The 14064-nt window shown below is 71.0% G+C and carries 13 protein-coding genes; 8 read left to right on the forward strand and 5 right to left on the reverse strand.

The features are described 5' to 3' along the window. Nucleotides 1-33: 33 nt before the first annotated feature. Nucleotides 34-1332 (reverse strand): NAD(P)/FAD-dependent oxidoreductase, encoded by a 1299-nt coding sequence (locus DEI89_RS15160; RefSeq protein WP_110904906.1) that lies wholly within the window; start codon nucleotides 1330-1332, stop codon nucleotides 34-36. 325 nt (nucleotides 1333-1657) lie between these two features. Further along, entirely contained in the window at nucleotides 1658-2029 is a 372-nt protein-coding gene (locus tag DEI89_RS15165; protein WP_110904893.1) for a hypothetical protein, read from the reverse strand. Nucleotides 2030-2120: 91 nt separating this feature from the next. Between DEI89_RS15165 and DEI89_RS15170 the strand changes: the two genes are divergently transcribed. Genes DEI89_RS15170 through DEI89_RS15185 form a run of 4 tightly spaced genes read left to right on the forward strand, consistent with a single transcriptional unit; the run spans nucleotide 2121 to nucleotide 4959 of the window. Further along, nucleotides 2121-2909 (forward strand): alpha/beta fold hydrolase, encoded by a 789-nt coding sequence (locus DEI89_RS15170; protein WP_110904894.1) that lies wholly within the window; start codon nucleotides 2121-2123, stop codon nucleotides 2907-2909. Next, a complete protein-coding gene (locus DEI89_RS15175; RefSeq protein ID WP_258368965.1) occupies nucleotides 2906-3610 on the forward strand; it encodes a triacylglycerol lipase in 705 nt (234 codons plus the stop codon). Before DEI89_RS15170 ends, DEI89_RS15175 begins: the two co-directional genes overlap by 4 nt. A gap of 52 nt (nucleotides 3611-3662) precedes the next feature. Then, on the forward strand, nucleotides 3663-4262 hold the full coding sequence (locus DEI89_RS15180; RefSeq protein WP_220034549.1) for an SRPBCC family protein: 600 nt from the start codon (nucleotides 3663-3665) through the stop codon (nucleotides 4260-4262). A gap of 25 nt (nucleotides 4263-4287) precedes the next feature. Next, a complete protein-coding gene (locus DEI89_RS15185) occupies nucleotides 4288-4959 on the forward strand; it encodes a DUF4166 domain-containing protein (protein WP_110904895.1) in 672 nt (223 codons plus the stop codon). Between the two features lie 158 nt (nucleotides 4960-5117). Here DEI89_RS15185 and DEI89_RS15190 read toward each other — a convergent pair whose 3' ends face one another. From DEI89_RS15190 to DEI89_RS15200, 3 genes are all read right to left on the reverse strand, one after another. Further along, nucleotides 5118-6125, reverse strand: coding sequence for a LacI family DNA-binding transcriptional regulator (locus DEI89_RS15190; protein ID WP_110904909.1), 1008 nt, complete (start codon nucleotides 6123-6125; stop codon nucleotides 5118-5120). Between the two features lie 139 nt (nucleotides 6126-6264). Continuing rightward, the gene (locus DEI89_RS15195) at nucleotides 6265-7518 is read right to left on the reverse strand and encodes an endo-1,4-beta-xylanase (protein ID WP_110904896.1); all 1254 of its coding nucleotides are present in this window, start codon (nucleotides 7516-7518) and stop codon (nucleotides 6265-6267) included. A 210-nt stretch (nucleotides 7519-7728) separates the two neighbouring features. Beyond that, nucleotides 7729-8763, reverse strand: a complete 1035-nt coding sequence (locus DEI89_RS15200; protein WP_258366355.1) for a LacI family DNA-binding transcriptional regulator — start codon at nucleotides 8761-8763, stop codon at nucleotides 7729-7731. A 177-nt stretch (nucleotides 8764-8940) separates the two neighbouring features. Here DEI89_RS15200 and DEI89_RS15205 point away from each other — a divergent pair, with 177 nt between their 5' ends. The 4 genes from DEI89_RS15205 to DEI89_RS15220 form a co-directional block, all read left to right on the forward strand. Further along, complete coding sequence (locus tag DEI89_RS15205; RefSeq protein WP_110904897.1) at nucleotides 8941-10242, forward strand: ABC transporter substrate-binding protein; 1302 nt, start codon at nucleotides 8941-8943, stop codon at nucleotides 10240-10242. Nucleotides 10243-10244: 2 nt separating this feature from the next. After that, complete coding sequence (locus DEI89_RS15210) at nucleotides 10245-11276, forward strand: carbohydrate ABC transporter permease (RefSeq protein WP_110904898.1); 1032 nt, start codon at nucleotides 10245-10247, stop codon at nucleotides 11274-11276. Then, complete coding sequence (locus DEI89_RS15215; protein ID WP_110904899.1) at nucleotides 11276-12157, forward strand: carbohydrate ABC transporter permease; 882 nt, start codon at nucleotides 11276-11278, stop codon at nucleotides 12155-12157. The genes DEI89_RS15210 and DEI89_RS15215 overlap by 1 nt, the downstream gene beginning before the upstream one ends. Next, the coding region (locus DEI89_RS15220) for a glycoside hydrolase family 3 protein (RefSeq protein ID WP_110904900.1) at nucleotides 12154-14064 on the forward strand (1911 nt) is incomplete at its 3' end. The genes DEI89_RS15215 and DEI89_RS15220, both read left to right, overlap by 4 nt.

Below are 14064 nucleotides of genomic sequence, written 5' to 3' on the forward strand. Positions count from 1 at the left end.
CTGTCAGTGGTGACGTCTGTCACCTCGTGGCGGCTACTCGGCCTTCTGCAGTTGCCAGGGCTCCGGCTCGCGGTCGCCGTTCGGGCGGACCGGGCGGACGTCGCCGACGATCGGGATCGAGCGCTTCCGCATGAACCACACGTAGCGGACGAAGAAGTGGGTCAGCGTCGACATGCGGTTGCCGTTGCCGAGCAGGCTGGTGATGTGGACGAACACCCACGCCGCCCAGGCGACGGGCCCGACCATCGTGATGCCGCCACGCAGCTGGGCGACCGCGGCGTTCGTGCCGATCGTCGCCATCGTGCCCTTGTCGAAGTACTTGAACCGTTCGGTCGGCTTGCCGGCCAGGCGGCGCTTGATCTGCTCGGCGACGTGCTTGCCGCCCTGCAGCGCCGGCTGCGCGAGCTGCGCGAGCGCGTCGTCCTGCGCGGCGATGTCGCCGGCAGAGAAGACACGGTCCACGCCCTTGACGCTGAGGTCGTCGTTCACCTGGATGCGGCCGCCGTGGGTCTGCGGCAGCCCCCAGTTGCCGACCTCCTTGTGTGCCGACACACCCGTCGCCCAGATCACCTGCGAGGCGGGGATGACCTCGCCGCCGGCCAGGCGGACGCCGTCGGGCATGACCTCCTCGACGCCGGAGTTCAGCCGCAGGACGACGCCGCGCTTCAGCAGGATCTTCGCCGCGTACCGACGCAGTCGCGGGGCGAACGGCTTGAGGAGCTCGCCACTGCGGTGCACGAGCGTGATCGAGATGTTGCCGCGCTCGATCTCCGGGTACGCACCGACCAGCGCCTGGTCGCGGAGTTCCGCGAGTGCCCCCGCCATCTCGACACCGGTCGCACCGCCCCCGACGATGACGACGCGGATCTCGTCCGGACCCTGCTTCGCTGCGGCCTGCTCCAGGCGCGTGAACAGCTCGTCGCGGATGCGGAGTGCCTGCGAGCGGGAGTACATCGAGTACGCGTACTCGTAGGCGCCGGGCGTCCCGAAGTAGCTCGTGTTCACGCCGTTGGCCAGGATCAGGTAGTCGTAGTGCAGGTGCTCGCCGTCGGACATCTCGGCGATGCGCTCGTCGTGCCGGATCCCGGTGAGCAGACCGTGGCGGAAGTCGGCGTTCGACTGCCGGGCACGCAGGCTGCGCAGGAAGTACGTCACGTCGCCCGCGTTCAGGCCGCCGGTCGCCACCTGGTACATGAGCGGCTGGAACATGTTGTAGACGTGGCGGTCGACGAGCGTGACCCGGACCGGAGCGTCCTTCAGCTCACGCATGGCGGCGATCCCGGCGAATCCACCGCCGACGATGACGACGTGTGGGCGGGTGTCCTGCGGCATGGTGAGCTCCGGTTTCGTGCGGTCTGGGCCACCCAGAAGGGTACGCCGATCGCGCGCACCTGCCGTCCACCCCTGTGGCTGACGGCCGGGAGGCGCGGCTCGGTCCGCCGACTCGGCGTACCGCCCGTCGGTGCTCAGGACGTTGCCCTTGCTCGTCACGGAGTTCGCGACCAGCCGGAGGCGCGTGGGCGGGGCGGTCGGCTCGAACAGCCTCCGACCATGGCCGGCCACGGCCGGGTGGATCATCAGCTGCAGGCGCATGGGCGCGAGCGTCGCGCTGGCCGGAGTCGGAGCACCAGGGCCTGCGCCCGCGCCCGCGCCCGAGTCAGTTGCCGCTGCCGTCCGTCCCACTGTCGTCGCCGTTGGTCTGGCCGCTGCCGTTGCTTTGGCCGCTGCCGTTGCTCTGGCTGCCGTCGTCGTCCTGGCTGTTGCGGCCGTCCTGGCCGCGGGGGCCGAAGCCGGGGCCGGAGAACGATGCGCCGCCGTGCGCTCCGCCGACCGCGTGGCCGACCGCGAAGCCGACGCCGCCGCCGACGAGCAGTGCTGCGAGACCGACGGCCACCGCCACGATCGGCCAGAACCACGGCGGTCGCGGTGCGGTCCGTCCGGCCGGTGCCGGAGCGGGGGTGCCGGGGCAGCCGACCAGTCGTCGGGGCGCCGTCCGGAGGGGTTCGTGTCGGTCATGGGAGCAGTGCACCGCGTCGACCTTGCAGGAGTCGAAGACGGTGCTGACTCACCGCTGCGGATCGTTCACAGGCAGCGGGTGGTGAGCCGCCTAGTCTCAGGGGATGCACGCTCTCGTCGAGACCGTCCGGATCGACGGACACCCCGTGCGTCTGCGCACCCTCGCCCCGGCAGGACGTGTCCGGGACGCCCTCGCTCCGACCATCGTCATGGTGCACGGCATCGGCATGTCCCACCGGTCGTTCCTCCGGGTGCAGGCACTGCTCTCGCAGACGCACCGGACCGTCTCGGTCGACCTGCCCGGGTTCGGTGGACTGTCCCGTGCCGGGCGCAGGTTCCAGGTGGACGAGTACGCCGACCTCGTCGTCCGGGCCGTCACCGCTCGTGGCATCAGCGACCTGGTCGTGATGGGGCAGTCGATGGGCACGCAGATCGCCGTCGCCGCCGCGCTCCGCCACCCCGACGTCGTCAACTCCGTGGTCCTGGTCGGGCCGGTCGTCGACGACCGGCGGCGCTCGCTGCCGCGTCTGGGTGCGCAGCTCCTGCTCGACTGCGCGATCGAGGGCCTCCGGATGAACGTCATCGTCTTCGGTGACTACGTCCGGAGCATCCCGCAGTACGCCCGGGAACTCCTGCCCATGCGCGACTTCCGGATGCTCGACAGCGTCCGGGCCCTGACCGTGCCGGTGCTCGTGATCCGCGGCGAGCAGGACCCCATCGCCAAGCACGACTGGGTGGAGCGGCTCGTGGCCGCCGCGGACGCGGGCGCGCTCGTCGAGCTCCCCGGGCCGCACCACGTGCAGGAACACCAGCCCGTCGCCGTGGCCCGTCTCGTCGACGAGTTCCGTCGCGTCCAGACCCTGGAAGCGACCCGGGACGGCGTCCCGCTGTGACCGGCGCGACCGCCGGGACCAGCCCGGCCCGGGTCGGACTGGTGCGTCGTGCGCGATGGGCGCTCCTCGACTGGGCGTACGCCGCGGTGTGGCAGGTCAGGAGTCTCGGGCCCACCACCGCCGACGACTACCGCTCCGGCGACCGGCAGGCCGTCGTCGTGATCCCCGGCGTCTACGAGACGTGGCACTTCATGCGCCCCCTGATGGACGTGCTCCACGACCGCGGCCACCCGGTGCACGTGCTCACCGTCCTCCGGCACAACCTCAAGCCGGTGCCCGTCTCGGCGGAGGAGGTGATGGCCTACCTCGACGAGCACGACCTGCACCGGGTGCTCGTCCTCGCGCACAGCAAGGGCGGCCTGATCGGCAAGTACGCCATGACCCGACTGGACCCGCACGGCCGCATCGACCGGATGGTGGCGGTGTCGACGCCGTTCGCCGGGTCGAAGTACGCCGTCCTGGCACCCGTCCGACACCTCCGGGTGTTCCGCGCCGCCGACCCGGTGCTCGCGGGCCTGGCGCGGGAGCTCGACGCGAACACCCGGATCACCTCGGTCTACGCGGTCTTCGACACGCTCATCCCCGGCGGCAGTGAGCTCGCCGGGGCGGAGAACGTGCGGCTGGACCTCGGCGGCCACTTCCGGATCCTCGCCGACCGGCGCACCGCGGCCGCCGTGCTGCGGGCGGCGGACGGCGACTGACGGCGTCGCTGCCGCTGGTGATGGCACTCGGGCCGGCACTACGCTCAGCCCCGTGGCCAGCCGGAGCATCTCCCTCGAGACGCTGATCGACGCCGACGTCGACGCGGTGTGGGCCGCCACGCAGGACACCCGGCAGCACGTCCGCTGGGACGTCCGGTTCTCGGAGATCGTGCCAGAGCCGGCCGACACGGACGGAGCCGCTCGCTTCACCTACGTCCGACGCTCGGCCCTCCACGACGTGCACGGCACTGGCATCTCCATCGGCGAGCGACTGCGTGACGACGGCACGCGCACCTCGGCGCTGCGCTTCGCCACCGACGACCGACTCTCCCCGATCCGCACAGGGCGGGGCTACTGGCGGTACGTGCCGACCGATGACGGCCGGACGCGGTTCATCACCGGGTACGACTACGACTCCGGGTGGGGACCGCTCGACCTCGTCGTCCGACCGCTCCTCGGGTGGGCGACCGCGTGGAGTTTCGACCGGCTCCGCGTCTGGCTCGAGGGCGGGCCGAACCGGAGGCCTGGCCGCCCACCAGCGCCCTCCAGGTGTGGCGCAGGGACCGGCCACGGGCCTCCCGGACGCGCCGCGCACCGGTCGGCGGGACCCGTCGAGCCGACCCCCTGCGGGACGCCCCGGAGACCCTGGTGACGCTGGCCCGACCCGGAGGAACGTCATGACCTCGGTGTTCCAGGAAGCGCTCGGAGCCGACTTCGACCGGCTCCACCCGATGATGCAGCGACGGTTCGGTGTCGGACTCGACGCCGCTGAGGCCTGCGTCGGCCACGGCACCATGCAGTCGATCCGCCGAGGTCCGTGGTGGACGGTGCCGTTCCTGCAGATCGGCCGGCTCCGGAACATCCTGGTACCCGACGTCGGAAACGACGTCCCGTTCACCATCGAGAACTACCCCTACCGCGACGTCCTCGGCCGTGAGACCGTCACGTTCGTCCGGACCTACACCGTGCGGTCCGGGCGCACGGCACGGTTCGACGCGACGATGGTGCTCGTCGACGGTCGGGTGCTCGACTACCTCGGCTCGCACCAACACCTGGCGGTCGACCTCGACCTGGCCGTCGACGAGCGTGGTGGGCTGGTCCTGACCTCCGATGCGCAACGGTTCCACGAGGGGCCGTTCTCGTTCCGGTTCCCGATGCTGTTCAGCGGCCGGGCGACCCTGCACGAGTGGTGGTCGGACGAGGACCGGTCGTTCCACGTCGACCTCGAGGTGCACAACCGGCTGTTCGGGTTCCTCTTCGGGTACCGCGGGTCGTTCACCTGCGAGTGGGTGCCGGCGACGGACGCGCCCGAGCGGTTGAAGCCGAGGCGGACCGTGACGCGGACGTAGGCGTCAGCCGCGTTCCGCCGAGGTGCCGCGACTCGCTGCCCGCGTTCCGCCGAGGTGCCGCGATCCGCGCATCTCGAGCGCCGAGATGCGCGGATCGCGGCACCTCGCCGGGCCGCACCCCGCCGCGCCACCTGCCGTCCGGACGTCGGCGACCGTCCTCACCGCGTCGCGACGCTCGCGCGCTCGACGATCCGGTGCGGCACGACGACGGTCCGGACCGGTGCCTCCCGGTCCTCGATCCGGCGCTCGAGCAGGTCGAGTGCCGCCGCCGCGAAGTCCCGCCTGTCGAACGACACCGTCGTCAGCGCGGGGACCGCGAAGGCGGCCTGGTCGACGTCGTCGAACCCGACGACGCTCACCTGCTCCGGCACCCGGACGCCCCGGCTGGCCAGGACGTGCAGCACCCCGAACGCGATCGAGTCCGTGAACGCGAACACCGCGTCGGGCAGCGGGTTCCGGTCCAGCCACTCGCCGAACGTCCGTGCCGCGGCCGGCGTCGTCCACTCCGGCAGCGGGACCCGGAACGCCGGGTCGACTGGGACACGCCGTGCCGCCAGCGCGTCCTCGTGCCCGAGCTGCCGCGTTCGTGCGGTGGCGGTGACGACGTCGCCACGCTCGGCGCCGACGATCGCGATCCGCCGGTGCCCACGGTCGAGGAGCATCGTCGTGACCTCGCGCGCAGCCGCCCGGCTGTCGACGTGCACCTGGTCGACGTGCTCCGGTTCGACCTCGCCGATCACGACGGTCGGCGGCAGGCCGTCCGTGTTCGCGAGGGTGCTGGCGTCGAGCGACACCGGGTTGAGGACGAGACCGTCGACCAGGTGCGCCCGCGCCCGCGAGACCAGGTCGCGTTCCCGTTCCGGGTCGGTCGCGGTCTGTTCGAGCTGCACGACCAGGCCGCGGTCGTGCGCCAGGACCACGAACCACCGCGCGAGGTCCGCCGAGTAGGCACTCGCGAGCTCCGGCAGTGTCACGGCGATCGCGCCGGTCCGGCCGTTCCGCAGGCCCCGCGCGGACAGGTTCGGCACGTATCCGAGTTCGATGACCGCGGCTTCGACCCGGGCACGGGTCTCCGGGCGCACGACGACCCCGCCGTTGACGACGTTGGAGACGGTCTTGGGGGACACCCCGGCGAGGGCGGCCACGTCCCGCACGGTGGCGCGCATGACAGCACCGTAGCGCGCGGGGCGCATGCAGTCGGCGGGTCGTCGCGCGTCAGACCCGGCCATCTGCCGGACGGGAGGCGCGTCCCGACCGTTCACGCGCCTCCCGTCCGACGGCGGTCGCGCCCGCACGGCGGGACGGTCAGCCCCTCGTCAGCCGGAGCTCCGTCGGCGTGTCCCGACCGATCGTCAGCGTCGACTCCGCGCTGCCGACACGGACCGCGTAGTCGCCACGGAACCCGCGGAACGTCGCCCGTCCGAGGTCGTCGGTACGAAGAGTCGTCGGCCCGGTCCACCACTCGCCCTTCACCAGCCGACGGAGTGTGTCGTAGGCGGGCTTCGGCGTGCCGTCCGCCCGCACGAGCCCGATCGGCGCGTTGAGCCAGGCGCCCTGGTCGGTGATGCCCCAGTAGGTGATCGCCTCGACGGCGGGGTGCCCGACCAGGCTGCGGTAGTGCCGTTCGAGTTCGTCGGCCTGACGTGCTTCCCCCTCGGGCGTCGACGGCCACGAGTCCACCCGGTGGTCGTTGAGGTCGACGATGTGCGCCGGCATCAGGTCGCCGGACACGAGGGAGGTCTCGGTCAGGTGCAGCGGCAGAGCGTACCGGGCGAAGCGGTCGACCATCGCGAGCATGGTGTCCTCGCCCCAGTACCCCTGGTGCATGTGGGTCTGCAGCCCGATGGCGTCGATGCGGATGCCGGCCTCGAGGACGCCCTCGATCAGGCACTCGTACGCGTCCGACAGGTCGAAGTCGTTGAGCAGCAGTGTGACGGCGGGGTTGGTGGCGCGGGCCTCGTCGACGGCCATCCGGATCATCGCGAGCCGGCCGCGGGCCAGGGCGAGGGGCGTGATGCCGTTGTCGCCGTTCGCGAAGTGCGGCATGATCACGACCTCGTTGATCGCGTCCCAGGTGTCGACGAGGCCGGTGAAGTCGCGCACCTCGCGGCGGATCCGCTCCCGCTGGAGACGCTCGACCTCGTCCGTGTCCAACCCGAGCAACCAGTCCGGCTGCACGGTGTGCCAAACCAGCGGGTGTCCCTTCGTCGCGACACCGCGGTCTCGGAACCAAGCGGCGGTCCGCTGCAGTCGCTCGGTGTCGGGGCGGCCGCGCTCCGGCTCGAAGCGGCCCCAGTAGAAGGGCAGCGTCGCGGTGTTGAACACGTCGAGCCAGAGGTCGGCGAGCTCGGGCGTACCGGGGTCGTCGTCCGGGTCGTGTTCGTCGGGCGCGTCACCGTTCGCGAGGCCGACGAAGTCGAACCCGATGTTGCCGAACCCGAACGCGTGCCGCTGCTGTTCCACGACGACCTCGGTTCCCGCCCGGGGTGTGCCGTCTGCGTCGAGCACGGTGACGAGGGCCTCGCCGGTCCGGTGTGCTGTGTCCTGGTGCGTCGCCATCGACGGCCTCCCGTATTTGTTGTGAGCGGGAACTTATCAGGTCCCGCGGTCGCGCGCGAGGGTGGCTGCGTGGCCGGGTGTGCGAGACGCCCCCGTCTGCGCGAGACGCCGCCGAGTGCGCGAGACGCCGCGGAGTTCGGCGGCGTCTCCGACGGTTGGCGGCGTCTCGCGCAGACGCCGGCGTCTCCGGAGACGCCAGCGCCTCGCGCCTCAGGAACCGGGTGGGGGCGCAGCCGTGCTCGCCCGGACCACGAGCGACGCCGGCAGCTGCACGTGCGCCGGGACGTCGCGGCCGCCGAGGAGCTCGAGCAGCATCCGGAGCGCCTCGGCGCCGAGGTCGTGCAGCGGCTGCGCGACCGTGGTCAGCGGGGGAGTGGCGTTCGCAGCCTGGGGGACGTCGTCGAAGCCCACGACGGACAGGTCCTGCGGCACCCGGAGCCCGAGTTCCCCGGCGACCTGCAGCACCCCGATGGCCGAGCTGTCGTTCGCCGCGAAGACCGCGGTCGGCCGGTCGTGGCGTGCGAGCAGTCCGCGGGCGACCTCGGCGGTGGCAGCGGTCTGGTAGTCGCCGACCCGCACCAGGTCGGGGTCGAAGGGGATGCCCGCGGCCTCGAGCGACTGGCGGTACCCGATCTCGCGGAGTTCGGCCGACGCCAGGTCGGCACGCCCGCGGATGTGGGCGATCCGGCGGTGACCCAACGCGATGAGGTGCTCCGTGGCGGCCCGGGCGCCGCCGACGTTGTCCGAGTCGATCGCGGCGTGGCCCTCGGGGCCGGTGTGCGGGTCGATCGAGACGACGGGGATGGGGGTGCTCGCCATCAGGGTGGTGGGGGTGACGACGATCGCGCCGTCGATCAGTGTGCCGGCCAGGCGGGACAGGGACCGGCGCTCCCAGCCCGGTCGGGCCTCTCCGCTGACGAGTCCGGCGTAGGCGAGGAGCTCGTACCCGGTGCCGTCGGCAGCGGACGAGATGCCCTTGAGCAACTCGGTGGAGAACGGCTCGAACTCGGTGACCAGGATGCCGATCACGTCGGTACGGCTGCGGCGCAGGCTGCGTGCGACCAGGGAACTCTCGTACCCGAGGGACTCGATCACGGCCATCACCCGCTGCGACGTGGCGGCGGCGACACCATCGCGGCCGTTGATCACCTTCGACACGGTCGGGACGGAGACACCGGCGGCTCGCGCGACATCGCTGATGGTGGTCCGCCCCGGGAGGGGAGCAGGACGGGCGATGGCATCCACGACGACACCGTACTCGTCCCCGGGCCCGGTTCCGTCCCGATGAACCAACTTCGTGCCGCGTGGCGCACCCGACAGAAATCGTTATCGAAATCGATTGACAAGCCGATCGAGCGCCGGGCATGCTCTCCGTGCGGCCTCGCGGTCGCATGTCAACGACGACTACCGAGGGACTCCACAATGACGAGGAAGAACAGGTTCGCGGCGGCCATCGCCATCGCAGCCGGCACCGCACTGCTCGCCACGGGCTGCTCGAGCGGCGGAGCCGCAGACGACGGCAACGGCAACGGCAAGGTCACGATGACCTTCTGGCACAACTCCACCACCGGGCCGGGCAAGGCCTACTGGGCGGACACGGTCAAGGCGTTCGAGGCGAAGAACCCGAACGTCACGATCAAGATCCAGGCCATCCAGAACGAGGACCTGGACGGCAAGCTCCAGACCGCGCTCAACTCCGGCGACGGCCCCGACGTGTTCCTGCAGCGCGGTGGCGGCAAGCTCAACGCGATGATCAACGCCGGGCAGCTGCTCGACATCAAGGACTCGATCAGCGCGGACGCCAAGAAGTCCATCAGCGCCGGCACCTTCTCGGGCTACGACGCGAAGGACGGCACCTACGCCATGCCCGTCGCCGTGCTGCCCGAGGGCATCTGGTACTCGAAGGACCTGTTCGAGAAGGCCGGCATCGACGGCACGCCCACCACGATGGACGAGCTGAACGACGACATCGCCAAGCTCAAGGACTCCGGGGTCGACCCGGTCGCCGTCGGCGCGAAGGACGCCTGGCCGGCCGCGCACTGGTACTACAACTTCGCCCTCCGCGCCTGCAGCGAGAAGACCCTGACCGGCGCTGCGGAGTCGCTGGAGTTCGACAACGCCTGCTGGACCAAGGCCGGCAAGGACCTCGAGGCCTTCAACGACACCAAGCCGTTCAACAAGGGCTTCCTCACCACCGCCGCACAGCAGGGCGCCGGCAGCTCCGCCGGTCTCCTCGCCAACCACAAGGCGGCCATGGAACTCATGGGCGCGTGGGACCCGGGTGTGATCTCCTCGCTGACCCCGGACGCCAAGCCGCTGCCGGACCTCGGCTGGTTCCCGTTCCCCGCGGTCGAGGGTGGCAAGGGTGACCCGAAGTCGATGATGGGCGGCGTCGACGGCTACTCCTGCACCGCGCAGGCCCCGAAGAAGGCGTGCACCGACTTCCTCAACTTCATCGTGGAGAAGGACAACCAGGAGGGCTACTACAAGGCCTTCCAGGCGATCCCCGTCAACCAGGACGCTCAGTCCGTCGTGTCGGAGTCGTACCTGAAGTCCGCTCTCGCCGCGTACAAGGACGCCCCGTTCGTGTCGCAGTACCTCGACACCCTCTACGGCCAGAACGTCGGCAACGCGCTGAACACCAGCGTCGTCGACGTCCTCGCCGACAAGGGCACCGCCAAGGACATCGTCACCACCACCAACCAGGCTGCGGCCAAGGGCTGACCATGACCCTCGACACCTCGCTCGGCACGAACCCGACCACCGGGTCGGACCGCGCCTCGGGGTCAACGACGGCGGGGAGCGGTGCGTCCAGCGCACCGCGCCCCGCCGGGCGTCGGCCCGCCAAGCGGCTCGCGGACTGGCGGAAGCGCGCCGAGATCGCCGTCCTCGCCGGACCCGCCGTCATCGTCTTCGTCACGTTCGTGATCCTGCCCGTCGGCATGGCCGCGTACTACGGGTTCTTCAAGTGGCAGGGCTACGGCCCGCCCACCGACTTCGTCGGGCTGCAGAACTACGTCATCATCTTCCAGGACCAGGCCTTCCGGTCGGTCCTCATGCACAACGGCTTCATCGTCGTCCTGTCGCTGGTGCTGCAGGGCCCGATCGCGATCGTCCTCGCGCTGCTCCTCAACCAGAAGATGCACGGCCGCGGACTCATCCGCGTCCTGGTCTTCGTGCCGTACGTGATCTCCGAGGTCATCGTCGGCACCGGCTGGAGCCTGCTGCTGCAGTCGAACGGCGCTGTCAACGACATGCTCCAGTCCAGCGGACTCGGCGGTCTGCGTGCCGACTGGCTGTCCAACCCGGACATCGCGATCTGGACGCTGCTGCTGATCATCTCGTGGAAGTACATCGGCTTCGCGGTGATCCTGTTCCTCGCCGGCCTGCAGAGCATCCCCGAGGAGCTCTTCGAGGCCGCCGCGATCGACGGTGCCGGCTACTGGCAGATCCAGCGGCGCATCACGCTGCCGCTGCTCGGCCCGACCATCCGCATCTGGGCGTTCCTGTCGATCATCGGGTCGCTGCAGCTGTTCGACCTCGTCTACATCATCTGGGGGCAGTACATCGCCTCCACCGCAGGTACCTCGACCATGGCGACCTACATGGTGGGCAACGGCCGCAACTCCGGGAACTACGGCTTCGGCAGCGCCGTCGCCGTCGTGATGTTCGTCATCTCCCTGGCCGTCGCGCTCATCTACCAACGATTCGTGCTCCGCCGGGACACCGCGGGCGCGATCACCGAAGGGAAGAAGTGATGGCCACCACGAGCATCGTCGCCCCCGGGCGTCGTGCGACACGGGAGCGCCGGTCGAGCGCGGCCATCGGTCGCGCCAACCCGCTCACCTACGTCGTGGCGATCCTGTTCGTCGCCGCGAACCTCGCCCCGGTGCTGTACATCGTGCTGGGCGGCTTCCGGACGAACTCGCAGATCACCACCAGCCCCGCCGGCTTGCCGGCCCCGTTCGAGCTCGGCAACTACGGCTCGGTCCTCGGCAGTTCGATCTTCTGGCAGGAGCTCGGCAACTCGGCGATCAGTGCGATCGCGACGACCGTCGGTGTCGTCGTGCTCGGTCTGATGGTCAGCTACATCCTGGCCCGCTACCGGTTCGCGGGCCGCGGCGCCCTGTACGCCCTGTTCGCCGCAGGCCTGATGTTCCCGATCACCGTCGCGATCACGCCGCTGTACCTGCTCATCAAGGACCTCGGTCTGACGAACAGCCTGGCCGGCGTGATCCTGCCGCAGATCGCCTTCGCCCTGCCCACGACGGTCATCATCCTGGTGCCGTTCCTCCGGGCCATCCCCGACGAGCTCGAGGAGGCAGCGTCCATCGACGGTGCCAGCCGCCTCGGGTTCTTCTTCCGGATGATCGTGCCGCTGTCCCTGCCGGGCGTCGTCACCGTCGGGATCCTGGCGTTCATCGCCAGCTGGAACAGCTACATCCTGCCGCTGTTCATCCTCAACAACGAGGGCAGCTACACGCTGCCGCTCGGCGTGCAGGCGTTCTCGTCGCAGTACTCCGTCGACACCGCCAAGGTGCTCGCCTTCACGTCGATGTCGATGATCCCCGCGCTGATCTTCTTCACGATCTTCCAGCGCCGGATCGTCGGCGGCCTCACCGGGGCGGTCAAGGGATGACGATCACCAACGAACCGAGACAGGCAGTGGACACCGTCCGCACCGACCTGTCGGACCCGGCCCCGGGCCTCCCGGCCGTGCCCGAGGTGAGCGACCGCGTCCGCGACCTGCTCGCCCGGATGACGCTCGAGGAGAAGGCGGCGCAGATCGTCGGCTACTGGCTCGACCAGAACGGCGTCGTGGCACCCATGCAGGGCGAGATGGCGGCCGGGCAGGACGCCCAGGCGACCCTGCCAGACGTCACCCGCGACGGCATCGGGCACTACACCCGCGTCTACGGCACCCGCCCGGTCGACGCCGAGGAGCGAGCCGCGTGGCTCTGGCAGGAGCAGCGTCGCCTCAAGCGGGAGACCCGGCTGGGCATCCCCGCGCTCGTGCACGAGGAGTGCCTCACCGGACTGGCCGCCTGGAAGGCCGCGACCTTCCCGACCCCGCTCGCGTGGGGCGCCTCGTTCGACCCGGAGCTCGTCGAACAGGTCGGCCGCGCGATCGGCGACTCGATGCGTGAGCTCGGGATCCACCAGGGGCTCGCGCCGGTGCTCGACGTCGTCCGCGACCCCCGTTGGGGCCGGGTCGACGAGTGCATCGGTGAGGACCCGTACTTGGTCGGCACCGTCGGCACCGCCTACGTGCGGGGGCTGCAGGACGCCGGCGTGCACGCCACGCTGAAGCACTTCCTCGGCTACTCGGCCTCCCGCGCCGGACGCAACCACGCGCCCGTCTCGGCCGGGCCGCGTGAGATCCGGGACGTGTTCCTGCCACCGTTCGAGATGGCGCTACTCGACGGCAACGCCCGCTCGGTCATGAACTCCTACACCGAGACCGACGGCGTCCCGATGGCCGCCAGCCCCGAGTACCTGACCGGGGTGCTCCGCGAGCAGCTCGGGTTCGACGGCGTCGTCGTGGCCGACTACTTCGCGATCGCGTTCCTCGAGGTGATGCACGCCGTCGCCGCCGACCGCGGCGAGGCCGCTGCACTGGCGCTCGAGGCCGGCATCGACGTCGAACTGCCGACCGGGGACGCGTACCTGCGCCCGCTCGTGGAGCGGGTGCGCTCGGGGCAGCTCGACGAGGCGTACGTCGACCGGGCCGTCCTCCGTGCACTCGCGCAGAAGGAAGCACTCGGTCTGCTCGACCCCGAGGCGTACGAGGACGAACCGCCCACCGGCGTCGACCTCGACTCGCCCCGACACCAGGCGCTCGCCCGTCGCCTCGCGGAGGAGTCGATCGTGCTGCTCGGCAACGACGGCGTCCTGCCGGTCCGACGGACCCCCGGCACCGTCGCGGTCATCGGCCCGAACGCGGACCGCGCCGAGGCGCTGCAGGGCTGCTACTCGTTCGCGAACCACGTCCTGGCCGCCCACCCCGGGCTGCCGCTCGGGTTCTCGATCCCGACGGTCGCCGAGGCACTGACCGACGCCTTCGCCGGAGCATCGGTCCGGGTCGTCGAGGGCTGCGCGGTCGAGGGGGAGGACCGGACCGGCATCGCCGCTGCCGTCTCCGCCGCCACCGACGCCGAGCTCGCCGTCGTCGTCGTCGGCGACCAGGCCGGCCTGTTCGGCCGCGGCACCGTCGGCGAGGGCAACGACTCCGAGTCGCTCGACCTGCCCGGCGTGCAGCGCGAACTGGTGGAGGCGGTGGTCGCCACCGGCACGCCCGTCGTCCTGGTGCTCCTCACCGGCCGTCCGTACGCCATCAGCTGGGCGCTCGACGGCGAAGGCCCGCGGCCGGCTGGCGTCCTGCAGGCGTTCTTCCCCGGCGAGGGCGGCGGACTCGCGATCGCCGACGTCGTCACCGGTGCGGTGAACCCCTCGGGTCGGCTGCCCGTGTCGCTGCCGCGGTCCGCGGGCGCGCAGCCGTACTCGTACCTGCACCCGGCGCTCGGTGGCCCCTCGGACGTCACGGCG

It is taken from the genome of Curtobacterium sp. MCBD17_030, assembly GCF_003224255.1.
Classification (GTDB): Bacteria; Actinomycetota; Actinomycetes; order Actinomycetales; family Microbacteriaceae; genus Curtobacterium.

Excerpts from the sequence above, each read along its gene's own strand:
- DEI89_RS15170 (WP_110904894.1), top strand. The coding sequence starts at position 2,121 with ATGCACGCTCTCGTCGAGACCGTCCGGATCGACGGACACCCCGTGCGT.
- DEI89_RS15195 (WP_110904896.1), bottom strand. The coding sequence starts at position 7,518 with ATGGCGACGCACCAGGACACAGCACACCGGACCGGCGAGGCCCTCGTC.
- DEI89_RS15185 (WP_110904895.1), top strand. The coding sequence starts at position 4,288 with ATGACCTCGGTGTTCCAGGAAGCGCTCGGAGCCGACTTCGACCGGCTC.
- DEI89_RS15160 (WP_110904906.1), bottom strand. The coding sequence starts at position 1,332 with ATGCCGCAGGACACCCGCCCACACGTCGTCATCGTCGGCGGTGGATTC.
- DEI89_RS15190 (WP_110904909.1), bottom strand. The coding sequence starts at position 6,125 with ATGCGCGCCACCGTGCGGGACGTGGCCGCCCTCGCCGGGGTGTCCCCC.
- DEI89_RS15215 (WP_110904899.1), top strand. The coding sequence starts at position 11,276 with ATGGCCACCACGAGCATCGTCGCCCCCGGGCGTCGTGCGACACGGGAG.
- DEI89_RS15210 (WP_110904898.1), top strand. The coding sequence starts at position 10,245 with ATGACCCTCGACACCTCGCTCGGCACGAACCCGACCACCGGGTCGGAC.
- DEI89_RS15205 (WP_110904897.1), top strand. The coding sequence starts at position 8,941 with ATGACGAGGAAGAACAGGTTCGCGGCGGCCATCGCCATCGCAGCCGGC.